This is a genomic window from Actinoplanes sp. NPDC051388 (assembly GCF_055586225.1).
Window position 1 is genome coordinate 264,450 of the sequence record NZ_JBVJIP010000001.1, and the last position, 22,013, is coordinate 286,462.

Below are 22,013 nucleotides of genomic sequence, written 5' to 3' on the forward strand. Positions count from 1 at the left end.
CCGCACGTGTCCTGCGTGGTTGGATGGACGCGTGCCTGAGGCTGCTGTTGTCACACCGCCCGACGAAGACACCGTGATCGCGTTCGACCAGGTCAGCGTGGTGCGCAGCGGCAATCATCTGCTGCGCGGCCTGTCCTGGCAGGTGGAGCTGGACGAGCGCTGGGTGGTGCTCGGCCCGAACGGCGCGGGCAAGACCACGCTGCTCAATCTGGCGTCCGGCCGGATGCACCCGTCCCGCGGCAAGGCCTATGTGCTGGGCGAGCGCCTGGGCCGCACGGACATCAACGAGCTGCGCACCCGGATCGGCATCACCACCGGGCAGCTCGCCGACCGGGTGCCGCCGGACGAGCGGGTGCTCGACGTGGTGGTCACCGCGGCCTGGTCGGTGGTCGGCCGGTGGCGGGAGAGCTATGACCCGCAGGACGAGGCCCGGGCCCGGGCGCTGCTCGGCCAGCTGGGGATGAGCGCGCTCGTGGAGCGTACGTTCGGGACCTTGTCCGAGGGGGAGCGCAAGCGGACCCAGATCGCCCGCGCCCTGATGACCGACCCAGAGCTGATGCTGCTCGACGAGCCCACCGCCGGTCTCGACCTGGGCGGCCGCGAGGATCTGCTGAGCCGGCTCACCGAGCTGGCCGAGGATCCGGACGCCCCGGCGATGGTGCTGGTGACGCATCACGTCGAGGAGATCCCGCCCGGTTTCACGCACGCCATGCTGCTGCGCGAGGGCGAGGTGGTGGCGGCCGGGCTGCTGGGTGCGACGCTGACCGCGGACAATCTCTCCAAGACCTTCGGGGTGCCCTTGATCGTGCAACGCAGCGGCGACCGCTTCACCGCCCGGGGGGCGTGATGACCGCGCCCCGGATCGTCGTGGTCGGCAGCGCCAACATGGACCTCGTCGGGCTGGCGGCGACACTGCCCGGACCGGGCGAGACCGTGCTCGGCGACGACTTCGTGATGACCCCCGGCGGCAAGGGCGCCAACCAGGCCATCGCCGCGGCCCGCGCGGGTGGCGACTGCACGTTCCTCGGCGCGATCGGCTCCGACTCGTTCGGGGTGACGATCAACGCTCGGCTGGCCGCGGCCGGGGTGGACGTGGCCTCGGTGCGCACGAGTTACGGCTCGTCCGGCGTCGCGGTGATCATGGTGGACCGCGCCGGGGAGAACTCGATCCTGGTCAGCCCGGGCGCCAACCGCACGTTCGTCAACCTGTCGGACGCCGAGAAGTCGCTGATCGCCGGCGCCGACGTGCTGGTCTGCCAGCAGGAGATCCCGGTGGCCACGGTGACCGAGGCGGCCCGCGCGGCGCAGGCCGGCAGCACCCGGGTGGTGCTCAACGCGGCGCCCGCCCGCGAGCTGCCGCCCGAGCTGCTGCACGCGGTCGACCTGCTGGTGGTCAACGAGGTGGAGGCGCGGGCGATCACCGGGCCCGGCGAGCTGAACATCGACGCGCTGGTCGCGGTCGTGCCCCGGGTGGTGCTGACCATGGGCGGCGCCGGCGCCTGGTATGCGGATCGCGAGGGCGTCACCGCCAAGGTGCCGTCGTTCCCGGTCGAGGTGGTCGACACCACGGCCGCGGGCGACGCGTTCTGCGGCGCGCTGGCGGTCGCCTGGGGCGAGGGCCGGGAGATGGTCGACGCGGTGCGCTGGGCCTCGGCGGCCGGTGCGGTCTGCGTACGCAAGGTGGGCGCCTATCCGTCCCTGCCCACCCGGGCCGACATCGAACTTCTCTACGCGACCGCTCAGGCCTGACGGGCGGTCGACACGAAGCGGTGCACCTCGGAGCGCAGCACCTCGGCGAGCTGCGAGAGCCCGGCGGTGCCGCTGTCGTGACCGCCGTCCACCGCGGTCGCGATGCCGTTGACCAGCCCGCTCATCTCGCGGATGCTGCCGGTCACCGCCTCCAGCACGTTCACCGCGTCGGCCGCCGCCTGCTGGACCGTGTTGACCTGGCCCATGATCTCCTCGCTGGAGCTGCTGGTCTCGTTCGCCAGCGTCTTGACCTCGCCGGCCACCACGCTGAAGCCCCGGCCCGCCTCGCCGGCCCGCGCCGCCTCGATGGTCGCGTTCAGCGCCAGCAGCCGGGTCTGCGAGGCGACCTGGTTGATCAGGTCGACCGCGTGCCGGATCTGGTCCGAGGCGGTGCGCAGCGAGGTCACCGTGTCCAGGCCGCGCTCGGCGTCGGCGACCGCGTTCTGCGCGAAGTCGGCCAGCCCGTTCGCGGACGCGCCCATCTCGGTGGCCGCGGTGGCGACCTGCTCGGAGACGGTCAGCACGGCCGATTCGAGCTCGTCGGCCAGCGCCAGCCGGGACTGCGCGGCCTCGTTGACCCGGTCCGCGGTGACCGCCACCTGCGCGCTCGACTCGGCGATCTGCTTGGCCGCGTTGCGGAACGCGCCCTGCATGCCCCGGGTCAGGAACCGCCGGTGGAAGCGTTTCTCGGCGGCCGCCTCGCACGCCGCGCCCGCCTCGCGCACGAACGCGTCGGTGTTGTCCAGCAGACCGTTCAGGGCGGTACGCGCGATGACCGCCTTCTCCGACTCGCCCAGCGACGGCATCCGCGCCTCGAGGTCACCGGCCGCGGCCTCGCGGCACACCTCGGCGATCAGCGTGAGAACCCGGTCGTTGTCTACGGTGTTGACCGTCGTGGTGGCGTTCCGGCGGATCACGAGCGCCCTCCGTTGGTCAGCTCCCACACGAACTGTTCGTAGTTCTGGCCCCGCTCGGCGAGCACCTGCTGCATCATCTTCCAACCCGCGTCCAGGGCGGCCGGCGAGGCGCTGTGCCGGCGTTCCTCGGCGCGCAGCTTCGCGTAGAGGTCGCCGGCCGCGGCCACGGCGGCGGGCTCGGGCTTGCGCCGGTTGGAGTGGTATCCGACGACCTTGCCGTGCGCGTCGAAGCTCGGTGTCACGTGGGCGAGCACCCAGTAGTGGGCCCCGTCCGCGGCCAGGTTGACCACGTACGCGAAAAGCTCCTTGCGCTCCTTGACCGTGTCCCACAGCAGCTTGAAGACGGCGCGGGGCATGTCGGGATGCCGGATCACGCTGTGCGGCTGGCCGATCGCCTCGTCCTCGCGCAGCGCGGAGATCCGCAGGAACACGTCGTTGGCATAGGTCAGCACGCCGCGGAGATCGGTCTTGGTGACGATGATCTCGTCCTCGCCGAACGTCCGCTCGGTGCCCGTGGGTCGAACCTGCGTCGCTCTCATGGTTTCCTGATCGTCCCTGTTCGGTCCGATTCAAGACGGCGATTCGGCGGAATCGCTCAACGACCCGTCGGGCCGCCTTCGAGCGCCCGCTGCAGGGCTCGATAGATCTGGCCGAAACGCTGCCGGTTGTCCGTGCGCAGCAGCAGAATGTCGGCGCCGCGCACCCGGCCCCAGATCTCCAGGCTGCGGCTGCCCTTGTCGTAGGACCGGTCGACCCGCTCGAGCACCAGGTCGGCGACCGGCACCGCGATCAACCCGACCAGGATGCCGCCGCCGACCAGCCCGACCGTGGTGCCGGTGGAGGTGTCCAGGGCGATCGCGACCAGGATGCCGAGCGCGCCGATCGCGAGCGGGATCAGCATCGCGATGCCCAGCGCGCCGCGCCCGGCCACCGCGCCCCAGGAGCGCCGCCCGCGCCGGTGCCAGATCTGCGCGAAGTCGTCGAGCGCCCAGGCCCGGTCCGCGATCCGCACGCCGGTCGAGGTGATCCGCACTTCCTGGTCCTTGTAGTACGTGATCATCGCGCCTCCCCGGCCCCACCCCGAATCTACCGTTTGTAGGCTGACCGGAACCGATCGACGAGGAGAGGCCCGTGCCCGATTTTGTGACCCTGCAGGTGGCGGACGGCATCGGCACGATCCGGCTGGATCGGCCACCGATGAACCCGCTGAACACCCAGGTCCAGGAGGAGCTCCGGGCCGCGGCACAGCAGGCGGCGACCGATCCCGAGATCCGCGCGGTGATCGTCTGGGGTGGTGCGAAGGTCTTCGCGGCCGGCGCCGACATCACCGAGTTCGTCTCCAAGACCTTCCAGGACATGACCGTACGCGCGAGCCGGCTGAGCAGCGCCTTCGATGCGATCGCCAAGATCCCGAAGCCCACCGTCGCGGCCGTCACGGGATATGCCCTGGGTGGTGGCTGCGAGCTCGCCCTGGCCTGTGACTGGCGGGTGGTGGCCGACGATGCCAAGCTCGGCCAGCCGGAGATCCGGCTGGGCATCATCCCGGGCGCGGGCGGCACCCAGCGGCTGGCCCGGCTGATCGGCCCGGCGCGCGCCAAGGACCTGGTGTTCTCCGGTCGCATGGTGGACGCCGAGGAGGCGCTGCGGATCGGCCTCGCCGACCGGGTGGCGCCGGCCGCCGAGGTCTACGCGACCGCGGCCGAGATGCTGAAGCACTACACCACCGGCCCAGCCCTCGCGTTGCGTGCCGCGAAGCTCGCCATCGACGGCGGCCTGGACATGGATCTCGCCTCCGGGCTGGCCTGGGAGAGCCAGTTGTTCGCCGGCCTGTTCGCCACTGAGGACCGGGTCGAGGGCACGACCGCCTTCGTGGAAAAGCGGAAACCCAAGTTCACTGGGCAGTAGGTGCTCGCGGATATCGATCGTTTGACATAAAGTTCGCCGTTGTGACGGGACCGGTTTCGGGTGCGGCGTCGCCGAGGCGCGCCGTACGCGTGGCGATCGCCCTCGTGGCCGGCCAGGCCGCCCTCTGTCTCGTCATCGGCTGGCTCACCTTCGGACCCGGTCCGGGCGCCTCGCAGGTCGGCCGGGCCACCGATCGGGCGGCCGCCGCGCCGCACGCGGTGATGCCGACCGCGAGCATCGGCCAGCCCGCCGCGCCGATGCCGCTCCCGCCGCCCGGATCCTCCTCGTCGCCCGCGACCACGCCGCCCCGGCACACGTCGGCGCCGGCCACGACGCGCCGGTCGACCCCGCCCGCCGAGTCGAAGGGCCGCACGGTCCTGAAGCCGGACGAGAAGATCGCGCCGCCGCCCGGGGACCCTACCCCGGCCGGCCCCACCGGGCAGGCGAATCCGAAGCCGCCGAACAACGTGGTCACCACCGCGACACCGAATCCGGGCGGCGTGCAGGGCCCGGTCACCGAGGGCGACGTGTGCGAGCCCGAGGGCGCCAGGGGGCTGACCGATGACGACGACCCGCTGCGCTGCCTGAAGAACGCCGACGGCGAATTGCGCTGGCAAACGGTGTAAAGGCGAGCAACGCCTACACTGCCATTCATGTCCCTCGTCCAGGGCCGGCCCGGCCGGCACGCCCTCGGCGTGGACTTCGGCACCTCCAACACGGTCGCGGTGGCCCGCTGGCCGGACGGCCGCGCCCGGCCGATCCTGATCGACGGCTCGCCGCTGCTGCCGTCCGCGGTCTATGCCGAGGCCGAGGGCGGGCTGGCGGTGGGCCGGGACGCGGTCTACAGCGCCCGGATCGATCCGTCCCGATTCGAGCCCAATCCCAAGCGCCGGATCGACGACGGCCGGGTGCTGCTCGGCGACCGTGAGGTGCGGGTCGTCGAGATGGTCGGCGCGGTGCTCACCCGGGTCGCGGAGGAGTGGCGGCACGCGGTCGGCAACGTCCGCCCCGACGTCACGCTCACCTGCCCGGCCACCTGGGGCGCCACTCGGCGCACGCTGCTCGCCGAGGCCGCCGCGCAGGCCGGGTTCGACGACGTGCGGCTGGTCGCGGAGCCGGTGGCGGCGGCGACCTATTTCGCCACCGTGCTCGGGCGCGACGTGCCGATCGGGTCGGTCGTGGTGGTGCACGACTTCGGCGCGGGCACGTTCGACGCGAGCGTGGTGGCGCGCACCGCTGAAGGCTTCGAGGTCTTGGCGGTTGACGGTCGCGACGACATCGGTGGACTCGACGTCGATGCCGCGCTGGTCGACCATCTGGCCGCGGGCGACGACGGCTGGCGGCCGCTGCTGCACCCGGAGACGCTGGCCGAGCGGCGTGCGCAACGACAGCTGTGGGACGACGTGCGGGTGGCCAAGGAGCGGCTGTCCCGGGCGCAGGCGGCCGACCTGGTGGTGCCGCTGCTCAACCACGAGGTGCACATCACCCGGGACGAGCTGGAAAAGTTGGCCCGGCCGCTGCTCGACCAGACCGTGCAGGTGACCAAGCGCCTGCTGGACTGGGCGGACCTGCCGGAGGGTCGGCTGGCCGGGGTGTTCCTGGTCGGCGGGGCGAGCCGGATTCCGCTGGTGGCCACGCTGCTGCACCGCGAGCTGGGCGAGGCGCCGGTGGCGATCGAGCAGCCCGAGCTGGTGGTGGCCGAGGGCAGCCTGCAGGCCGACGCGGCGCTGCTGGGCAGCGCGCCGGCCGCGCCCGGGCCGACCGCGGAGATGCCGCGCTACTCGGTGCCGGTGCAGACCGTGGACTACGGGGTGCGGCCGGAGCCCGAGGACGAGATCAGCGTGAGCATGCGGCCGCCGGTGGACCCGTGGGCGCACGTGCCGCCGGAGCCCTATCAGCCGGACCCGTCGGCCACCCAGATCCGGGAGACGATCACGCCGACACCGCCGCCGTTCTCCACCCGGCAGATGCCGGATCCGGCCCCGCGGCCGACGCAGACGCCGCGGCCGTTCGCGACCCGGCCGATGGCGCCGCCCGCGCCCGCCCCCGTGCAGAAGGCCCGTCCGCGGCCGGTGTCCCGGCCCGCGAAACGGCCGAAGAAGCGGCGTCGCGGGCGGTTCCTGCGCTTCCTGCAGGTGCTGTTCAGCCTCATCGTGCTGATCGCGGTGCCGCTGCTGGCCATGACGCTGGCCTATGGCTACGGCAACGGCGAGTCGATCGATCAGGACTTGCTGCAGGTCCTCTCCGACATCGCCAGGTTCCTCGGCATCACCTAAGGTGAGCGAGATTCACCAACGACGGGAGTGCGGAACATGGCCGAGACGATCGAGGGGCACGGCGGCGACCTGGCGCTGGCGACGCTGCGGGCGTTCGGAATCACCGAGATGTTCACCCTCTCCGGCGGTCACGTATTCCCGCTCTACGACGCCGCGCACAAGGCCGGCTTCCCGATCTTCGACGTGCGGCACGAGCAGTCCGCGGTGTTCGCCGCCGAGGCGGTGGCCAAGCTGCAGCGCCGTCCGGGCCTGGCCGTGCTCACCGCCGGACCCGGCGTCACCAACGGCATCTCGGGCCTGACCAGCGCCTTCTTCAACGCGTCGCCGGTGCTCGTGATGGGCGGCCGGGCGCCCGCCTTCCGCTGGGGCTCGGGCAGCCTTCAGGAGATCGACCACGTCCCGCTGGTCACTCCGGTGACCAAATACGCCGCCACCGCCGCCGCCACCGCCTCGATCCCGTCCGAGGTGGCCGCCGCGCTGACCGCCGCGCTCACCCCGCACCGCGGCCCGGCCTTCCTGGACGTGCCGCTCGAGGTCTTCTTCTCCAGCGACGACGCGCCGGCGCCGGCCGCGCCGCAGATCCCGGTGCTCGAGCCGGACCCGCAGGACGTCAGCAAGGCGGCCGCCCTGATCGCGGGCGCCGAGCGTCCGGTGATCATCGCCGGCTCGGACGTCTGGGCCGGCGACGCGATCGACGCCCTGCGTGCGGCCGCCGAGGCGCTGCAGGTGCCGGTGTTCACCAACGGCATGGGCCGCGGTGCGCTGCCACCCGGGCACCCGCTGGCCTTCGCCAAGGCCCGCCGCCCGGCGCTGAACGAGGCCGACGTGGTGGTGGTGATCGGCACGCCGCTCGACTTCCGGCTCGGCTTCGGCGAATTCGACGCCGCCGCGGTCGTGCACATCGTGGACGCGCCGACCCAGCGCGCGTCACATGTGGAGACCGCCGTTTCGCCGGCCGGCGACCTGCGGCTGATCCTGACCGCCCTGGCCGACGCCGGTGGCGACCGCCGCGACCACGCCGAGTGGATCGCGGGCCTGCGCACCGCCGAGGACGCCGGCAAGGCCCGCGACGCCGAGGCGATGGCCGCCGAGACCGACCCGATCAAGCCCGCCCGGATCTATGGCGAGCTGCGCAAGGTGCTGGCCGAGGACGCGGTGACCATCGGCGACGGCGGCGACTTCGTCTCCTACGCCGGCCGCTACCTCGAGCCCGCCCGCCCGGGCACCTGGCTCGACCCGGGCCCATACGGCTGCCTCGGCACCGGCATGGGCTACGCGATGGGCGCCCGGGTGACCTACCCCGACCGGCAGATCTGCGTGCTGATGGGCGACGGCGCGGCCGGCTTCTCGCTGATGGACGTCGAGTCGCTGGCCCGCCAGCGGCTGCCGGTGGTGATCGTGGTCGGCAACAACGGCATCTGGGGCCTCGAGAAGCACCCGATGCAGGCGATGTACGGCTACGACGTGGCCGCCGACCTGCAGCCCGGTCTGCGTTACGACGACGTGGTGACCGCGCTCGGCGGGGCCGGCGAGACCGTCGAGAAGCCCGGCGAGATCGGCCCGGCCCTGGAGCGCGCGTTCGCCGCCGGAGTTCCCTATCTGGTCAACGTGCTGACCGACCCGGCGGACGCCTATCCGCGGTCGTCCAACCTGGCCTGACGCCTGTTGCCGACGCCGGCCGGGCTGGTCACACTCCGGTCGCCGGCGGCCTGGGCTCCTCGCCGTCGCGCTTGTGCAGATCCTGTTCCCACTGCGCCAGCAGCTCGCGGTCGCGCCGGGACTGCTCGGTGTCCACCGAGCGCAGGAAGTCGGGGTCGTCGTCGGGGGCGGACGGCTTGGTGCGACGAACCGGGCTGCCCTCACGAGGCGGCGGCACCGGGCGGCCGAAGGCGAAGTAGGCCAGCGGACCGATCAGCGGCAGCAGCAGGATCACCAGGACCCAGAGCGCACGCGGCATGTTGCGGACCCGATCAGCCGACAGGCAGCTGATCAACGCGAGCACCACCAGCACCAGCTGGGCGGCGGCGAGGAAGACGAACAACCGGACCATGAGGCAATGATGACGCGCTTACCTGGGAACGGCATGGGTCAGAGGGTGACAACCAGGCCACCGATGACGGCAAAACTCACCGTGACGGCCGCATAGACCACCACGGTCCGGCGTCCGGGGTGCGGCGGGCGGGCGTCGAGGCCGCGGCCGCGGCGGTACGCGATGACCACCAGCGCCACCCAGCCGGCCATCGCCCCCGCCGCCAGCAGCACCGATGCGGGCTCGGCGTCGGCGAACGCGGGCCGCGCCGCGAGCAGCGCGACCACCGTGGCGGTGAGCCCGGTCCGGCGCCAGGCCAGCCGGGTCCGTTCCGCCGAGGCGCCGGGGTCGGCGGTCATTCGAAGGCCTGGATCAGCACCGCGATCACCAGCAGCACCGCGCCCAGGGCGACCACGATGGCCAGGATCGCCGGGAACCTCGACGCCGGCAGGTCCTGTTTGAGGCGCATGGCCCGTTCGGTGCGCGCCCAGTGGTCCACCGCCCGCAGCGCGACCAGGGCGCCGAGCACCAGCAGCAGCACCGCGATGCCCTCGCGCAGGTGCGCGATCGGCAGCGGCGGCAGGAACTGGGCGCACGCCAGCCCGCCGGCGATCAGCGCCAGGCCGGTGCGGATCCAGGCCAGGAAGGTGCGCTCGTTGGCCAGCGAGAAGCGGTAATCGGGCGGCTCGCCCACCCGCTCGCCCTGCTCGGGATCGAACCACTGCCGCAGATCACTGATCACCGGGTGATTATCGACCGTCGGGGTGAGGAAGGAGGACGCCACATTATCCGGACCGGGCGTCGTGGCCGCCGGATCGACGTGGTAGACGATGGGGTGGAGCGGTCGCGGCCGGTTCGTGAGGTGTGTCACTCTCCGCCGTAGCTACTGGCGGGTAACGTTCTCGTAGTTCACATACAGGAGGGTCGTCGTAGCGCGATGAACATCGTCGTACTGGTCAAGCAGGTGCCCGACTCCGGCGCCGAGCGCGCGCTGAGCGCGACTGACAACACGGTCGAGCGCGGCTCGGCGAACAACGTGATCAACGAGATGGACGAGTACGCCATCGAGGAGGCGCTGAAGATCAAGGAGGCGCACGGTGGCGAGGTGACCATCCTGACGATGGGTCCGTCGCGCGCGGCGGAGTCGATCCGTAAGGCGCTGTCGATGGGGCCGGACAAGGCGGTCCACGTCGAGGACGAGGCGTTGCACGGCTCGTGCGCCGTCGCGACCTCGAAGGTCCTGGCCGCCGCCCTGGGCACCCTGAACGCCGATCTGATCATCTGCGGCGCCGAGTCCACCGACGGCCGGGTGCAGGTGATGCCGCACATGCTGGCCGAGCGTCTCGGGGTGGCCGCGCTGACCGGCGCCCGCAAGCTCACCGTGGACGGCTCCCAGCTGACCGCCGAGCGGCAGACCGACGAGGGCTACGAGGTCGTCTCGGCCGCCACGCCCGCCGTGGTGAGCGTCTGGGACACGATCAACGAGCCGCGCTACCCGTCCTTCAAGGGCATCATGGCGGCCAAGAAGAAGCCGGTGCAGACCCTGTCGCTGGCCGACCTCGGCGTTTCCGCCGATGAGGTCGGCTTCGCCGGGGCGACCTCCGAGGTGGTCTCCGCCGCGAAGCGCCCGCCCAGGTCCGCGGGCACCAAGATCATTGACGAGGGTACGGGTGGCGAGCAGCTCGTCGCGTACCTGGCCACCGAGAAGTTCGTCTGAGCGGGGAGTAGACAGTCATGGCTGAAGTACTGGTCGTCGTCGAGGCCTCCCAGGCTGCCGGCGTCAAGAAGGTCACGCTCGAGATGCTCACCATCGCCCGGTCGCTCGGCGACGTGTCGGCGGTCGTGTTCGGCGGCACGGGCGCCGCCGACTCGTTCGCCGCCAAGCTCGGCGAATACGGGGCTTCGAAGATCTACGCCGCCGAGGGCGACGACATCGACGGTTATCTGGTGGCGCCCAAGGCCACCGTGCTGGCCGAGCTGGTGCGGCGGGTCTCGCCCGCCGCCGTGCTGCTCGGCTCCACCCAGGAGGGCAAGGAGATCGCCGGCCGGCTCGCCGTCAAGCTGGACAACGGCCTGCTCACCGACGCGGTCGAGGTGGCCGCGGACGGTACCGCCACCCAGGTGGTCTTCGCCGGCTCCACGATCGTCCAGGCCAAGGTCAAGAAGGGCCTGCCGATCGTCACCGTCCGGCCCAACTCGGTGACCCCCGCACCGGCCGCCGCGTCACCGTCGGTCGAGCAGCTCACCGTGTCGGTGTCCGACACCGACAAGCTGACCAAGGTGGTCGAGCGGGTGGCCGAGCAGAAGGGCTCCCGCCCCGAGCTCACCGAGGCCTCCATCGTGGTCTCCGGCGGCCGGGGAGTCGGCAACGCGGACAACTTCAAGCTGGTCGAGGAGATGGCCGACCTGCTCGGCGGCGCCGTCGGCGCCTCCCGCGCGGCGGTCGACTCGGGCTACTACCCGCACCAGTTCCAGGTGGGCCAGACCGGCAAGACGGTGTCGCCCCAGCTCTATGTGGCACTCGGCATCTCCGGCGCGATCCAGCACCGGGCCGGCATGCAGACCTCGAAGACGATCGTCGCGGTCAACAAGGACGCCGAGGCCCCGATCTTCGAGCTCGCCGACTTCGGCGTCGTCGGCGACCTCTTCAAGGTCGTCCCGCAGGCCGACGAGGAGATCCGCAAGCGGCTGGGCTAGCTGGCTCCGCTTCGCTCCGCGGCAATCGCCTTGTAACCGGTGACTTGCGGCACGAAAAGCCCCTTGGCTTCGCCTCGGACTTTTCGCACCACAAGTCACCGGCGGCGATTGCTCAGCTGGCTGGCTCCGCTTCGCTCCGCGGCAATCGCCTTGTAACCGGTGACTTGCGGCACGAAAAGCCCCTTGGCTTCGCCTCGGACTTTTCGCACCACAAGTCACCGGCGGCGATTGCTCAGCTGGCTGGCTCCGCTTCGCTCCGCGGCAATCGCCTTGTAACCGGTGACTTGCGGCACGAAAAGCCCCTTGGCTTCGCCTCGGACTTTTCGCACCGCAAGTCACCGGCGGCGATTGCGCTGCATGGCCGAGCTTCACCCGTTTCCGGCCATGCTTGGTCGGCTATCGGGTTTTCCAGGCGGTGGCTCGGCGGGCTCGCTCGACGGCGCCCGGAAGGGCTGACAGCAGGGTGTCTATGTCGGCGGCCGTGGACGTGTGGCCGAGGGTGAAGCGCAGGGACGAGCGCGCGCGGTCGTCGTCGGCGCCCATCGCGAGCAGCACGTGGGACGGCTGGGCCACGCCCGCCGAGCAGGCCGAACCGGTGGAGCAGGCGATGCCCTGGGCGTCGAGGAGCAGCAGCAGGGCGTCGCCCTCGCAGCCGGGGAAGCTGAAGTGGGCGTTGCCGGCCAGGCGGGCCACCGGGTCGCCGTTGTAGAGCGCGTCGGGCACCGCCTCGCGGACCCGGGCCACCAGGTCGTCGCGCAGGGCGCCGATGCGGGCCGCGCTCTCCTCCTGGGTCTTGATCGCGGCCTCGACCGCCACCGCGAAGGCCACCACCCCGGCCGTGTCCAGGGTGCCGGAGCGCACGTCGCGCTCCTGGCCGCCGCCGTGCAACAGCGGCGTGCACGGCACCTCGCGGCCCAGCAGCAGCGCGCCGACCCCGACCGGGCCGCCCAGCTTGTGGCCGGTCAGCGTGAGCGCGGCCGCGCCGCTGGCGGCGAAGTCCACCGGCACCTGGCCGACCGCCTGCACCGCGTCGGTGTGGAACGGCACCCCGGCGGCGGCCGCGATCGCCGCCAGCTCGGTGATCGGCTGGATCGTGCCGACCTCGTTGTTCGCCCACTGCACGCTGACCACGGCGACGTCGTCGCCGAGCGTGTCGGTGAGCGCGGCCGGATCGACCCGGCCGGCGGCGTCCACCCGCAGCCAGGTGACCGCGGCGCCCTCGTGCGCGCCCAGCCAGTCGATCGAATCCATCACCGCGTGGTGCTCGACGGCGGAGGCGACCACCCGATTGCGCCCCGGCTCGGCGTCGCGCCGCGCCCAGTAGACGCCCTTGGTGGCCAGGTTGTCGCTTTCGGTGCCGCCGCTGGTGAAGATCACCTCGGACGGGCGGGCGCCGAGCACCGCGGCGATGCGCTCGCGCGACTCCTCGACCAGCCGGCGGGCGCCGCGGCCGGCGGCGTGCAGGGACGACGCATTGCCGACCTGCCGGGCCGCCGCGACATATGCGTCCAGCGCCTCGGGCAGCATCGGTGTGGTCGCCGCGTGATCCAGGTAAGCCATCAACACGACAGCTTATGCCTCCCCGAGCCCCCACCGCCCGGGCGCGTCACCGGGGTCACTATGCCGATCAGTCGTGCCAGGTGGACGGCCTGGTCAGGTCGGGTGCCAGGGTCAGGCCGACGGCCACCCGGCGGGCCTCGGTCTCGGGCAGACCCTCGATCATCAGCTGGGCGCCGCCGCGGTCCGCGATCCACAACCCGGGCGGATCCTCGGTGCGCCACTGCGCCGGCGCGCCGCCGACCGTGGTGTTCGGCTGGAACGAGGCCGGCTGGGCGTCCTCGGCCCACACCGAGAAGCCGCCCGGGCCCTCGATCTGCGAATGCACCCACCCGCCGGACGCGCCGGTGCGGATCGAGGTGCGGCAGGCGGTCTGCCGGAAGCCGTCCGGCAGAGCCGCGAGCCGCAGTGGCGTGACGCAGCGCTGGGACCGGTCCAGCCGGATCGCCGCCGGAACGGCCAGCACCGCCGCCCGGTCGTCGCCCCAGAACTGCGCGACCGCGAAGAGGCCGGGCACCGGCTGCCAGCGGAGCTCCGCGCTGGGCGTGGCGATCGGGATCGCCGCCATGGTCGCCGTGCTCGGCATCTCCGCCTCCGGCCAGGCCGACCTGCGCCGCACCCTGGACTCGCTCGGCACCGACCTGCTCACCGTCGCGGCGGGCACCGGCCCGGACGGCGGGCCGGCCGACCTGCCGCCGACCGCGGTCACGATGATCCGGCGGATCGCCCCGGTACGCGCCGCCGCCGGCCTGACCACAGTGGACGCGAGAGTGTTCCGCACCGACCGGCCATCCGCCCTGCGCACCGGCGCGATCGCCACCTGTGCGGTGGACCTGGACCTGCCGTCCGTGCTGGGCGTGACGATGGACGCCGGCGCCTGGCTCGACCCGGCCACGGCGTCCTTTCCCACGGTGGTGCTGGGCGCGTCCGCCGCCGAGCGGCTCGGCGTGCGGCCCGGCCTGCTGGTGCACCTCGGCGGGCGGAACTTCACGGTGATCGGCGTGCTGCGGCCCACGCCGCTGGCGCCGGAGCTCGACAACGCGGCGCTGATCGGCCGGCCCGCCGCGCGGCGTCATCTCGGGGGTGGACCGCTTCCCGGACCGGATCTATCTGCGCGCGGCGGAGACCCGCCAGATCCGCGCCCGTTCCTCACCGAGTCGCTGCTGCTGGCCACCGCGGGCGGCGCTGTCGGGGTGGGCCTGGGCGCCGCGGTGACGATGGTCCATGCGGCCGGGCGCCACTGGCCACCCACGATCCCGCTGTGGGTGGCCGGTGGCGGGTTGGCGGCCACGGTGCTGGTCGGCGGTCTGGCCGGGCTGTACCCGGCGATCCGGGCCGCCCGCCTGCCGCCCGCCGCAGTCCTAGGCGGGTGAGGCGGTCACCACCACGTTGTCCCGGTAGTGGCCGGTCTTCTTGTTGAACGGGCCGCCGCAGGTGATCAGGGTCAGGCGCGGCTTCCCGTCGCGGGCGAAATACTTGTCCAGCGGGATCGCCGTCTTCTCGTAGCGTTCCCGGCCCACCACCTTGAACTCACGCGTCGTGCCGTCCTTGGCGGAGAGCACGACCTCGTCGCCGGGGGACAGCGAGCCGAGCCTGAAGAACGCGCCCTTGCCCTGCTCGGCGCTGTCCACGTGGCCGGTGATGACGATCGAGCCCTGGTCGGCGTTCAGGCCCGGGCCGTAGCGGTACCAGCCGACCTCGTCGACGCTCGGCGGCACGGCGAACAGACCGTCGTCGTCCACGCCGGCCGGCAGCACCGTCGCGTCCAGGTCGAGCTCGGGGATGCGCAGCCCGGTCGGGGTGACCGCCCTCGCCGGCGCCGGTGTCGGGCTCTTCCGGGAGACCGACGGCGACGATGACGGCGAGGCGAGGGCGGTCACGTTTTCGGAACCCACCGACGGCGGGGGCGCGCTGCGGCACGCCACCACGCCGAAGGAGGTCAGCAGCGCCACTCCCGCGGCGATGCAGAGGACGGCTCGTCTCACCGAGCGAGCCGCCGGATGCCGAACGCCACCAGGAAGGCGCCGAGGATTCCGGCCGCGTACCAGGGACCCGCCATGCCGTGGTCGGCCCGTCCGCCGGAGCCGCTGGGCACGCCGCCCGGCGCCGAGTGCAGGCCCTCGATCGTCTGGGTGACCAGCTCGAGGGACTTGTCGTCGGCCGAGCCGACGGCGTAGACGATGGTCGCCACGCCCTCGCCGAGGTCGAGGTTTGCCGGGCCGATCGCCACGGTGTCCGTGCCGGCCAGCACCACGTCGGCCTCCACCGCGCCGGCCGGCAGGTCCGCCTTGGCCTCCTTGGGGTTGGTCAGGTTCTCGAAGACCGGGTCGCCGCCGGCGCGCACGTCGACCGCGGGCGCCGCGGCGGTGTGCCGCACGATCAGCCGGGTCTGGCCCGGGTCGAGCTTGCTGACGTCGTTGGCGAACGGGGTCAGCGTCGGGTCGCCGTCGGCGCTCAGGTGCGCGACCAGGCTGATGTTCGCGCCGCCCGGCACCGCGGCGTTGTCGACCTCGAGGATCGGGCTGGTCACGGGGTCGCCCGGCTTGGTCAGCACGATGTCGTAGTCGCCCTCCTCGAGCTTCAGCGGGCCGGCCACCTTGCCCGGCTGGAAGTCGCTGAGAGCCTTGTCGCCGTTCACGTACACGTCGACCGGCACGCCGGGGATGCCGTGCACGACCGAGACCTGCGAAGTGGCCGCGTAGGCGGGCGTCGCGAGCACCGCCATGGCGGCTATCCCGGCGGTCGCCGCGACGGCGAGACGAATTGAGCGCATGATGTGTTCTCCCTTGTCTTCGATGACAACCGGGTGTTTCGCCGGCGAGCGGGCCGATGGATGCGATCGGCGGCAGAAATGTGCATCCGCCGCCGGGGCGACCGGCGAAGTACAAGGCGGGGGAACCGGCGGAGGGAGGTCGATGAGCGCCGAACACGAGCTCGCCGAGCACTTCCGTGCCGGCGACGAGCACGCGCTCCGGATCGCCTACGAGCGCTACGGTGGCGCTGTGTTCCACCTGGCCACCCGCCTGCTGGCAAACCGGTCCGACGCCGAGGACGTGACCCAGCTGACCTTCGTGGCGGCGTGGCAGGGCCGGGGCACGTTCGATCCCGAGCGCGGCGGCATGCTGGGCTGGCTGCTGGGCATCGCCCGGCGTAAGGCGATCGACCGGCTGCGCGCCGCTCAGCGCGACGGCCGGGCGGCCGAGACGGTGCGTGCGCTGCCGACGCCGCCGCCGGACGACGCGCCGGAACGCGTGCTCGACCGTCTGGTGGTCGCCGACGAGCTGGCCAGCCTGCCGGCCGAGCAGCGGCGCACGCTGGAACTGGCGTTCTTCGACGACTTGACCCATCCGCAGATCTCCGCGGTCACCGGCCTCCCGCTCGGCACCGTGAAGAGTCACATCCGGCGGGGCATGGCAAGCCTGCGACGCAGATGGGAGGTGGACGGTGCCGCACCTGGATCCCGATCGGCTGGTTCTTCTCGCGCTCTCTGAGGACGTCGCGGACGACACCGAGACCGCCCACCTCGCGGTGTGCGCCGGCTGCCGGGCCGAGATCGACGCCCTGCAGCACGTCGCCGAGCTCGGTTCGGAGTCGCAGGACCTGGTCGATCTGCCCAAGCCTCCGGAGCGGGTCTGGGCCGCGATCGCCGCGGCCACGGCTGCGCCGGCCGAGACCAGGACCATTTCCCCGGTACGCCGTCCGCGCCGCCGCTGGTTGACGCCGGTGCTGGCCGCCGCCGTCGCCGCGGCCATCGCGGTCGCCGGGACGGTGTGGGTCACGCGCACCCCGGAACAGCCGATCACCGCCCGGGCCGCGCTCGCGCCGCTCGACGGCGCCCCGCCGAATGCCCGCGGCGACGCCGAGGTGCTGGACAACGACGAGCTGCGGATCGACGTGGCGAACCTGCCGCTGACCGCGGGCTATTACGAGGTGTGGCTGCTGAACCCGGACGAACCCGGCAAAATGCAGGCGCTGGGCACGCTCACCGGCCGCCCCGACGTGGTGCTGCCGATCCCGCCGGGCACCGACCTGAACACCTACCGGCTGGTCGACGTCTCCGCCGAGGCGCACGACGGAAACAGCGCGCACAGTGGCGACAGTCTCCTGCGGGGGACGCTCACGCGCTGAGTAGCTAGGCTTCAGGCATGCGTGTTCTTGCGGCGATGTCCGGCGGGGTCGACTCCGCGGTGGCTGCCGCGCGCGCCGCGGAGGCCGGGCACGACGTCACCGGGGTGCACCTGGCGCTGTCGCGCAACCCGCAGACCTTCCGCACCGGCGCCCGCGGCTGCTGCACGCTGGAGGACTCCCGAGATGCGCGGCGGGCGGCCGACGTGATCGGCATCCCGTTCTACATCTGGGACATGGCCGAGCAGTTCCACGAGGACGTGGTGGACGACTTCGTCGCGGAATACGCCGCCGGCCGCACCCCGAACCCGTGCCTGCGCTGCAACGAGAAGATCAAGTTCGCCGCGGTGCTGGACCGGGCCGTGGCACTCGGCTTCGACGCCGTGGTCACCGGGCATCACGCCCGGCTGGGCGCCGACGGGCTGCTCCGGCGCAGCGTCGACCTGGCCAAGGACCAGTCATATGTGCTGGCCGTGCTCACCCGCGCCCAGCTCGACCGGGCGATCTTCCCGCTCGGCGACTCGACCAAGACCGTGGTGCGCGAGGAGGCGGCCGCGCGCGGGCTGGCGGTGGCGGAGAAGCCGGACTCGCACGACATCTGCTTCATCGCCGACGGTGACACGCGGGGCTTCCTGCGGGACCGGCTGGGCGAGGCGCCGGGCGACGTGGTGGACGCGCGCACCGGCGCCACCGTCGGGCGGCACGAGGGGGCATACGCGTACACGATCGGTCAGCGCAAGGGCCTCGACCTGCGGGTGCCGGCCGCGGACGGGCGGCCGCGCTATGTGCTGTCGATCACCCCGAAGACCAACACCGTCACGGTCGGCCCGCGCGAGGCGCTCGAGGTCGACACGGTGACCGCCCACCGGCCGATCTGGCACGACGGCCACACCCCGGTGGAGTGCGACATCCAGATGCGCGCGCACGGCGAGGTGGTGGCCGGGGTCGTGACGCTGTCCGGCGACGAGCTGACCGCACGGCTGCGCACCCCGGCCCGGGGGATCGCGGCCGGCCAGGCGCTGGTGGCCTACCGCCCCGACCCGGCCGGCGACGTCGTCCTGGGTTCGGCGACCATCACCGGGGCCTCTCGTGCCTGACTTCCCCTGGGCGGTCGGTTCGGCCACCGGGGTCGGCTCGCTGCCCGGCATCGACATCGCGGAGGCCCAGCGGCTCGTCTTCGGCGAGCTGCCCGACTTGGCGCACCTCGCCGAGCTGCCCGGCCGCGGACCGGGCTCGGACATGATCGGCCGCAGCACCGGCTTCCTGGTGGACATACCGGTGCAGATCTATGCCGGGCAGTGGCAGGTGGCGCCGCGGCCGGGCCTCGATCTGCGCCGCACGGCCGACCTGCTGGAGCGCGACCTCGACCAGCTCGCCGAACAGGGCGACCGTTACGCGGGCACGATCAAGGTGCAGGCGGCCGGGCCGTGGACCCTGGCGGCGAGCGTCGACCTGCCGATCGGTGGCCGGCTGCTGCGCGATCCGGGCGCCGTTCGCGACCTGACCGACTCGCTGGCCGAGGGGCTCCGGCGCCACGTCGACGACGTGCGCAAGCGGCTGCCGCGGGCCCGGGTGATCCTCCAGCTCGACGAGCCTTCGCTGCCCACGGTGCTGCACGGGCGGGTGCCGACGGAGAGCGGGCTCAGTGCGTACCGGCCGGTGGATGCGGCGGACGCGGCCACCGCCCTGCGTGCGGTGATCGACGCGGCCGGCGTGCCCGTGGTGCTGCACTGCTGCGCGCCGGAGGTGCCGATCCAGGTCTTCCGGGACGCCGGTGCGACGGCCGTCTCGATGGACCTGTCGCTGCTCAAGGATCTGGACCCGCTGGGCGAGGCCATCGAGGCCGGCCTCGGCCTGTTCGCCGGCGCGATCCCGGCCACGCCGCCGGCCGAGCGCGTCACCGGCAAGCAGACCGCCGAGCGGGTCAGCCGGCTGTGGAAGCGGCTCGGCTTCCCGGTCGCCCGGCTGCCGCAGCAGGTGGTGGTCACCCCGGCCTGCGGGCTGGCCGGCGCCTCCGAGCGCTATGTCCGAACTGTCCTCAAAGCCGCCCGCGAGGCGGGTCGCCGGATGGCTGAAGTCTGACGGAACGTCCGATCCGCGGCCCGATCGCCGGGCATCATGTCCGCATGATTGGACGTCTCGACGGCGTGGTCATCGACTGCCCCGATCCGCGCGCGCTGGCCGGTTTCTACATCGAGTTGCTCGGCATGTACCTGGTCAACGACGACGGCGACCTCATCACGTTGCGGACCGACTCGCCCGGCGCGCCCAGCCTCTGCTTCCAGCGCGCTCCCGAGTTCCGGGCGCCACAGTGGCCGGACCCGGCCCGGCCGCAGCAGTTCCACCTGGACGTGCGGGTCGACGACTTCGACGCGGCCGAGGAGCGGGTGCTGGCCGCGGGAGCGCGCCGCCTGCCCGGCGAGGGCAAGGACTTCCGGGTGTACGCCGACCCGGCCGGTCACCCCTTCTGCCTGCTGCGCTAGCCGGTTTTTGTCAGGGGTGGGTACTAACGTTGCCGGGGAATCACGCACCGGCACGGAGGTTACCGATGTCCCCTGACGCACCCGAGATCGACGCCGGCGAGGACCCGCCGCCCGAGGCGAGCGCGGCGCACGCCGAGCTCGCCGAGGAGCTGCTGGGGCATCAATACCGTTATTACGTGCTCGATTCGCCGACCATCGCCGACGCGGAGTTCGACCGGAAACTGCGCGAGCTCGAGGCGATGGAGGAGCGTTATCCGTCGTTGCGCACGCCCGAGTCGCCGACGCAGCGGGTGGGCGGCTCGTTCTCCACGCAGTTCACCGCGGTCGAGCACGCCGAGCGGATGATGTCGCTGGACAACGTCTTCGATCTCGGCGAGCTGCAGCAGTGGGCCGACCGCACGGTGCGCGACGCCGGCGGCCCGGTCACGTTCATCTGCGAGCTCAAGGTCGACGGGCTGGCGATCAACCTGACCTATGAAAAGGGCCGGCTGGTCCGCGGCGCCACCCGTGGTGACGGGCGCACCGGCGAGGACGTGACGCCCAACGTGCGCACCATCCGCGAGATCCCCGAGCGGCTGGCCGGCGACGACCCGCCCGACCTGCTCGAGGTGCGCGGCGAGATCTATTTCCCGGCGTCCGCCTTCGCCGACCTCAACGCGTCGCTGGTCGAGGCGGGCAAGGCCCCGTTCGCCAACCCGCGCAACGCGGCGGCCGGCAGCCTGCGGCAGAAGGATCCGCGGATCACCGCGTCACGCGGGCTGCGCATGGTGGTGCACGGCATCGGCGCCCGGGTCGGTTTCACGCCCGACTCGCAGTCGCACGCCTATGAGGCGCTCGAGGCCTGGGGGCTGCCGACCAGCAAGCGGTGGCGCCGGGTCGACGACATGGCCGGGGTGCTGGACTACATCGAGCACTACCGCGAGCACCGGCACGACGTCGAGCACGAGATCGACGGCGTGGTGATCAAGGTCGACGCGGTGTCCCTCCAGGGCCGGCTCGGCTCGACCAGCCGGGCGCCGCGCTGGGCGATCGCCTTCAAATACCCGCCGGAGGAGGTCACCACCAAGCTGAAGAACATCGAGGTGAATGTCGGTCGCACCGGGCGGGTCACCCCGTTCGCGGTGCTCGAGCCGGTGAAGGTGGCCGGCTCCACGGTCGGACTGGCGACGCTGCACAACGCGCGCGAGGTCGAGCGCAAGGGCGTGTGGATCGGCGACACGGTGGTGTTGCGCAAGGCGGGCGACGTGATCCCCGAGGTGCTCGGCCCGGTCATCGACCTGCGGCCGGATGACGCGCATCCGTTCGTGATGCCGACGCACTGCCCGTCCTGCGGCACGGCGCTCGCGCCGGCCAAGGAGAGCGACATCGACATCCGGTGCCCGAACACGCGCGGCTGCCCGGCGCAGATCCGGGAGCGGGTGTTCCACCTGGCCGGGCGTGGCGCGTTCGACATCGAGGTGCTGGGTTACAAGGCCGGCCAGGCGCTGCTCGACTCCGGCGTGATCACCAACGAGGGAGACCTGTTCGGGCTGACCGCCGACCAGCTGAAGCAGTCGCCGTTCTTCGTCAACCAGGACGGCAGCCTGGGCAGCAACGCGGTCAAGCTGCTGGAAAACCTGGAGGAGGTCAAGACCAGGCCGCTCTGGCGGGTGCTGGTGGCGCTGTCCATCCGGCACGTCGGGCCGAAGGCGGCACGGGCGCTGGCGCACGAGTTCGGCACCATCGACGAGGTCGAGGTGGCGGCCACCACCGAGTCGCGGGCCGAGGAGCTGTCCGCGGTCGACGGCGTGGGCCCGACGATCGCCGCGTCGCTGCGCGAGTGGTTCGCCGTCGACTGGCACCGCGACATCATCCGCAAGTGGCGCGAGGCCGGCGTGCGGATGGCCGACGAGCGCGCCGCCGACGCCCCGCGCCCGCTGCTCGGGCTGACCGTCGTGGTGACCGGCACGCTCGCCACCCACTCCCGCGACCAGGCCACCGAGGCGGTGGTGTCGCGCGGCGGCAAGGTGAGCGGCTCGGTCTCGAAGAAGACGTCGTTCGTGGTGGCCGGAGACAACCCGGGCAGCAAATACGACAAGGCGCTGCAACTCAAGGTGCCGGTCCTCAACGAGGAGGGGTTCGCGGTGCTGCTCGCCGACGGCCCGGACGCCGCCCGAGAGGTCGCCGAGATGGCCACGGAAGAGTGAATTCGCGGGCATAGCGCGTTCGACGGCGGCTCCCGATTTGATATCTGACGAGTCTGTTTCGCGTAGATATGTTCCCGCGCGCCTATCGT

The 22,013-nt window shown here is 72.4% G+C and carries 25 protein-coding genes; 15 read left to right on the forward strand and 10 right to left on the reverse strand.

From position 1 onward, the window contains the following. The first annotated feature begins 31 nt into the window (after positions 1-31). Positions 32-847, forward strand: a complete 816-nt coding sequence (locus ACZ6TI_RS01280; protein WP_465342967.1) for an ABC transporter ATP-binding protein — start codon at positions 32-34, stop codon at positions 845-847. Then, positions 847-1,749 carry a ribokinase gene (locus ACZ6TI_RS01285; RefSeq protein WP_465342968.1) on the forward strand — a complete coding sequence of 301 codons (903 nt, stop codon included), beginning with the start codon at positions 847-849 and terminating at the stop codon, positions 1,747-1,749. The genes ACZ6TI_RS01280 and ACZ6TI_RS01285 overlap by 1 nt, the downstream gene beginning before the upstream one ends. Here the strand turns inward: ACZ6TI_RS01285 and ACZ6TI_RS01290 are convergent. The 3 genes from ACZ6TI_RS01290 to ACZ6TI_RS01300 are packed head-to-tail and all read right to left on the reverse strand — an operon-like array spanning position 1,740 to position 3,726. Further along, a complete protein-coding gene (locus ACZ6TI_RS01290) occupies positions 1,740-2,666 on the reverse strand; it encodes a methyl-accepting chemotaxis protein (RefSeq protein WP_465342969.1) in 927 nt (308 codons plus the stop codon). The genes ACZ6TI_RS01285 and ACZ6TI_RS01290 overlap by 10 nt on opposite strands. Further along, a complete protein-coding gene (locus ACZ6TI_RS01295; protein ID WP_465342970.1) occupies positions 2,663-3,205 on the reverse strand; it encodes a PAS domain-containing protein in 543 nt (180 codons plus the stop codon). Before ACZ6TI_RS01295 ends, ACZ6TI_RS01290 begins: the two co-directional genes overlap by 4 nt. A 56-nt stretch (positions 3,206-3,261) precedes the next feature. Continuing rightward, a complete protein-coding gene (locus ACZ6TI_RS01300; protein ID WP_465342971.1) occupies positions 3,262-3,726 on the reverse strand; it encodes a DUF6232 family protein in 465 nt (154 codons plus the stop codon). A 71-nt stretch (positions 3,727-3,797) separates the two neighbouring features. On the opposite strand from ACZ6TI_RS01300, the gene ACZ6TI_RS01305 reads away from it, so the two are divergent. From ACZ6TI_RS01305 to ACZ6TI_RS01320, 4 genes are read left to right on the forward strand one after another with little or no spacing between them, the layout of a single operon-like run. After that, positions 3,798-4,571: an enoyl-CoA hydratase/isomerase family protein gene (locus ACZ6TI_RS01305; protein ID WP_465342972.1), complete on the forward strand. Its 774-nt coding sequence runs from the start codon at positions 3,798-3,800 to the stop codon at positions 4,569-4,571. Between the two features lie 41 nt (positions 4,572-4,612). Beyond that, the gene (locus ACZ6TI_RS01310) at positions 4,613-5,197 is read left to right on the forward strand and encodes a hypothetical protein (RefSeq protein ID WP_465342973.1); all 585 of its coding nucleotides are present in this window, start codon (positions 4,613-4,615) and stop codon (positions 5,195-5,197) included. A gap of 27 nt (positions 5,198-5,224) precedes the next feature. Beyond that, positions 5,225-6,847 carry an Hsp70 family protein gene (locus ACZ6TI_RS01315; RefSeq protein ID WP_465342974.1) on the forward strand — a complete coding sequence of 541 codons (1,623 nt, stop codon included), beginning with the start codon at positions 5,225-5,227 and terminating at the stop codon, positions 6,845-6,847. A gap of 36 nt (positions 6,848-6,883) precedes the next feature. Next, positions 6,884-8,506 carry an acetolactate synthase gene (locus ACZ6TI_RS01320; RefSeq protein ID WP_465342975.1) on the forward strand — a complete coding sequence of 541 codons (1,623 nt, stop codon included), beginning with the start codon at positions 6,884-6,886 and terminating at the stop codon, positions 8,504-8,506. 28 nt (positions 8,507-8,534) lie between these two features. Here ACZ6TI_RS01320 and ACZ6TI_RS01325 read toward each other — a convergent pair whose 3' ends face one another. The 3 genes from ACZ6TI_RS01325 to ACZ6TI_RS01335 are packed head-to-tail and all read right to left on the reverse strand — an operon-like array spanning position 8,535 to position 9,618. Continuing rightward, positions 8,535-8,897 (reverse strand): PLDc N-terminal domain-containing protein, encoded by a 363-nt coding sequence (locus ACZ6TI_RS01325; RefSeq protein WP_465342976.1) that lies wholly within the window; start codon positions 8,895-8,897, stop codon positions 8,535-8,537. Positions 8,898-8,935: 38 nt separating this feature from the next. After that, positions 8,936-9,235 (reverse strand): DUF202 domain-containing protein, encoded by a 300-nt coding sequence (locus ACZ6TI_RS01330; RefSeq protein ID WP_465342977.1) that lies wholly within the window; start codon positions 9,233-9,235, stop codon positions 8,936-8,938. Beyond that, positions 9,232-9,618 (reverse strand): YidH family protein, encoded by a 387-nt coding sequence (locus ACZ6TI_RS01335; RefSeq protein ID WP_465342978.1) that lies wholly within the window; start codon positions 9,616-9,618, stop codon positions 9,232-9,234. The genes ACZ6TI_RS01330 and ACZ6TI_RS01335 overlap by 4 nt, the downstream gene beginning before the upstream one ends. A 195-nt stretch (positions 9,619-9,813) precedes the next feature. Here ACZ6TI_RS01335 and ACZ6TI_RS01340 point away from each other — a divergent pair, with 195 nt between their 5' ends. After that, complete coding sequence (locus ACZ6TI_RS01340) at positions 9,814-10,593, forward strand: electron transfer flavoprotein subunit beta/FixA family protein (RefSeq protein ID WP_465342979.1); 780 nt, start codon at positions 9,814-9,816, stop codon at positions 10,591-10,593. Positions 10,594-10,610: 17 nt separating this feature from the next. Then, on the forward strand, positions 10,611-11,573 hold the full coding sequence (locus tag ACZ6TI_RS01345; RefSeq protein ID WP_465342980.1) for an electron transfer flavoprotein subunit alpha/FixB family protein: 963 nt from the start codon (positions 10,611-10,613) through the stop codon (positions 11,571-11,573). A gap of 396 nt (positions 11,574-11,969) precedes the next feature. On the opposite strand, the gene ACZ6TI_RS01350 is transcribed toward ACZ6TI_RS01345, so the two are convergent. Together ACZ6TI_RS01350 and ACZ6TI_RS01355 are read right to left on the reverse strand one after the other, a co-directional pair. Then, positions 11,970-13,133 (reverse strand): cysteine desulfurase family protein, encoded by a 1,164-nt coding sequence (locus ACZ6TI_RS01350; protein WP_465342981.1) that lies wholly within the window; start codon positions 13,131-13,133, stop codon positions 11,970-11,972. 67 nt (positions 13,134-13,200) lie between these two features. Next, positions 13,201-13,716 carry a hypothetical protein gene (locus ACZ6TI_RS01355; RefSeq protein WP_465342982.1) on the reverse strand — a complete coding sequence of 172 codons (516 nt, stop codon included), beginning with the start codon at positions 13,714-13,716 and terminating at the stop codon, positions 13,201-13,203. On the opposite strand from ACZ6TI_RS01355, the gene ACZ6TI_RS01360 reads away from it, so the two are divergent. After that, a complete protein-coding gene (locus tag ACZ6TI_RS01360; protein ID WP_465342983.1) occupies positions 13,697-14,503 on the forward strand; it encodes an ABC transporter permease in 807 nt (268 codons plus the stop codon). The genes ACZ6TI_RS01355 and ACZ6TI_RS01360 overlap by 20 nt on opposite strands. Here the strand turns inward: ACZ6TI_RS01360 and ACZ6TI_RS01365 are convergent. After that, complete coding sequence (locus ACZ6TI_RS01365) at positions 14,492-15,115, reverse strand: class F sortase (RefSeq protein ID WP_465342984.1); 624 nt, start codon at positions 15,113-15,115, stop codon at positions 14,492-14,494. The two genes, ACZ6TI_RS01360 and ACZ6TI_RS01365, sit on opposite strands and share 12 nt — an antisense overlap. Continuing rightward, the gene (locus tag ACZ6TI_RS01370) at positions 15,112-15,903 is read right to left on the reverse strand and encodes a DUF4397 domain-containing protein (protein WP_465342985.1); all 792 of its coding nucleotides are present in this window, start codon (positions 15,901-15,903) and stop codon (positions 15,112-15,114) included. Before ACZ6TI_RS01370 ends, ACZ6TI_RS01365 begins: the two co-directional genes overlap by 4 nt. Positions 15,904-16,045: 142 nt before the next feature. On the opposite strand from ACZ6TI_RS01370, the gene ACZ6TI_RS01375 reads away from it, so the two are divergent. From ACZ6TI_RS01375 to ligA, 6 genes are all read left to right on the forward strand, one after another. Then, positions 16,046-16,621 carry an RNA polymerase sigma factor gene (locus tag ACZ6TI_RS01375; RefSeq protein WP_465342986.1) on the forward strand — a complete coding sequence of 192 codons (576 nt, stop codon included), beginning with the start codon at positions 16,046-16,048 and terminating at the stop codon, positions 16,619-16,621. Continuing rightward, positions 16,575-17,258 carry an anti-sigma factor gene (locus tag ACZ6TI_RS01380; protein ID WP_465342987.1) on the forward strand — a complete coding sequence of 228 codons (684 nt, stop codon included), beginning with the start codon at positions 16,575-16,577 and terminating at the stop codon, positions 17,256-17,258. The genes ACZ6TI_RS01375 and ACZ6TI_RS01380 overlap by 47 nt, the downstream gene beginning before the upstream one ends. A 17-nt stretch (positions 17,259-17,275) precedes the next feature. After that, entirely contained in the window at positions 17,276-18,352 is a 1,077-nt protein-coding gene (mnmA, locus tag ACZ6TI_RS01385; protein ID WP_465342988.1) for a tRNA 2-thiouridine(34) synthase MnmA, read from the forward strand. After that, positions 18,345-19,337, forward strand: a complete 993-nt coding sequence (locus ACZ6TI_RS01390; RefSeq protein WP_465342989.1) for a methionine synthase — start codon at positions 18,345-18,347, stop codon at positions 19,335-19,337. The genes mnmA and ACZ6TI_RS01390 overlap by 8 nt, the downstream gene beginning before the upstream one ends. A 44-nt stretch (positions 19,338-19,381) precedes the next feature. Further along, positions 19,382-19,738: a VOC family protein gene (locus ACZ6TI_RS01395; RefSeq protein ID WP_465342990.1), complete on the forward strand. Its 357-nt coding sequence runs from the start codon at positions 19,382-19,384 to the stop codon at positions 19,736-19,738. A gap of 65 nt (positions 19,739-19,803) precedes the next feature. Continuing rightward, positions 19,804-21,924 (forward strand): NAD-dependent DNA ligase LigA, encoded by a 2,121-nt coding sequence (gene ligA, locus ACZ6TI_RS01400; RefSeq protein ID WP_465342991.1) that lies wholly within the window; start codon positions 19,804-19,806, stop codon positions 21,922-21,924. Positions 21,925-22,013 lie beyond the last annotated feature (89 nt).

What these genes read in the sequence shown, in the direction of transcription:
- ACZ6TI_RS01285 (WP_465342968.1), top strand. Translation starts at nt 847, where the DNA reads ATGACCGCGCCCCGGATCGTCGTGGTCGGCAGCGCCAACATGGACCTC.
- ACZ6TI_RS01295 (WP_465342970.1), bottom strand. Translation starts at nt 3,205, where the DNA reads ATGAGAGCGACGCAGGTTCGACCCACGGGCACCGAGCGGACGTTCGGC.
- ACZ6TI_RS01300 (WP_465342971.1), bottom strand. Translation starts at nt 3,726, where the DNA reads ATGATCACGTACTACAAGGACCAGGAAGTGCGGATCACCTCGACCGGC.
- ACZ6TI_RS01315 (WP_465342974.1), top strand. Translation starts at nt 5,225, where the DNA reads ATGTCCCTCGTCCAGGGCCGGCCCGGCCGGCACGCCCTCGGCGTGGAC.
- ACZ6TI_RS01320 (WP_465342975.1), top strand. Translation starts at nt 6,884, where the DNA reads ATGGCCGAGACGATCGAGGGGCACGGCGGCGACCTGGCGCTGGCGACG.
- ACZ6TI_RS01325 (WP_465342976.1), bottom strand. Translation starts at nt 8,897, where the DNA reads ATGGTCCGGTTGTTCGTCTTCCTCGCCGCCGCCCAGCTGGTGCTGGTG.
- ACZ6TI_RS01330 (WP_465342977.1), bottom strand. Translation starts at nt 9,235, where the DNA reads ATGACCGCCGACCCCGGCGCCTCGGCGGAACGGACCCGGCTGGCCTGG.
- ACZ6TI_RS01340 (WP_465342979.1), top strand. Translation starts at nt 9,814, where the DNA reads ATGAACATCGTCGTACTGGTCAAGCAGGTGCCCGACTCCGGCGCCGAG.
- ACZ6TI_RS01345 (WP_465342980.1), top strand. Translation starts at nt 10,611, where the DNA reads ATGGCTGAAGTACTGGTCGTCGTCGAGGCCTCCCAGGCTGCCGGCGTC.
- ACZ6TI_RS01350 (WP_465342981.1), bottom strand. Translation starts at nt 13,133, where the DNA reads ATGGCTTACCTGGATCACGCGGCGACCACACCGATGCTGCCCGAGGCG.
- ACZ6TI_RS01360 (WP_465342983.1), top strand. Translation starts at nt 13,697, where the DNA reads ATGGTCGCCGTGCTCGGCATCTCCGCCTCCGGCCAGGCCGACCTGCGC.
- ACZ6TI_RS01355 (WP_465342982.1), bottom strand. Translation starts at nt 13,716, where the DNA reads ATGCCGAGCACGGCGACCATGGCGGCGATCCCGATCGCCACGCCCAGC.
- ACZ6TI_RS01370 (WP_465342985.1), bottom strand. Translation starts at nt 15,903, where the DNA reads ATGCGCTCAATTCGTCTCGCCGTCGCGGCGACCGCCGGGATAGCCGCC.
- ACZ6TI_RS01375 (WP_465342986.1), top strand. Translation starts at nt 16,046, where the DNA reads ATGAGCGCCGAACACGAGCTCGCCGAGCACTTCCGTGCCGGCGACGAG.
- mnmA (WP_465342988.1), top strand. Translation starts at nt 17,276, where the DNA reads ATGCGTGTTCTTGCGGCGATGTCCGGCGGGGTCGACTCCGCGGTGGCT.
- ACZ6TI_RS01395 (WP_465342990.1), top strand. Translation starts at nt 19,382, where the DNA reads ATGATTGGACGTCTCGACGGCGTGGTCATCGACTGCCCCGATCCGCGC.
- ligA (WP_465342991.1), top strand. Translation starts at nt 19,804, where the DNA reads ATGTCCCCTGACGCACCCGAGATCGACGCCGGCGAGGACCCGCCGCCC.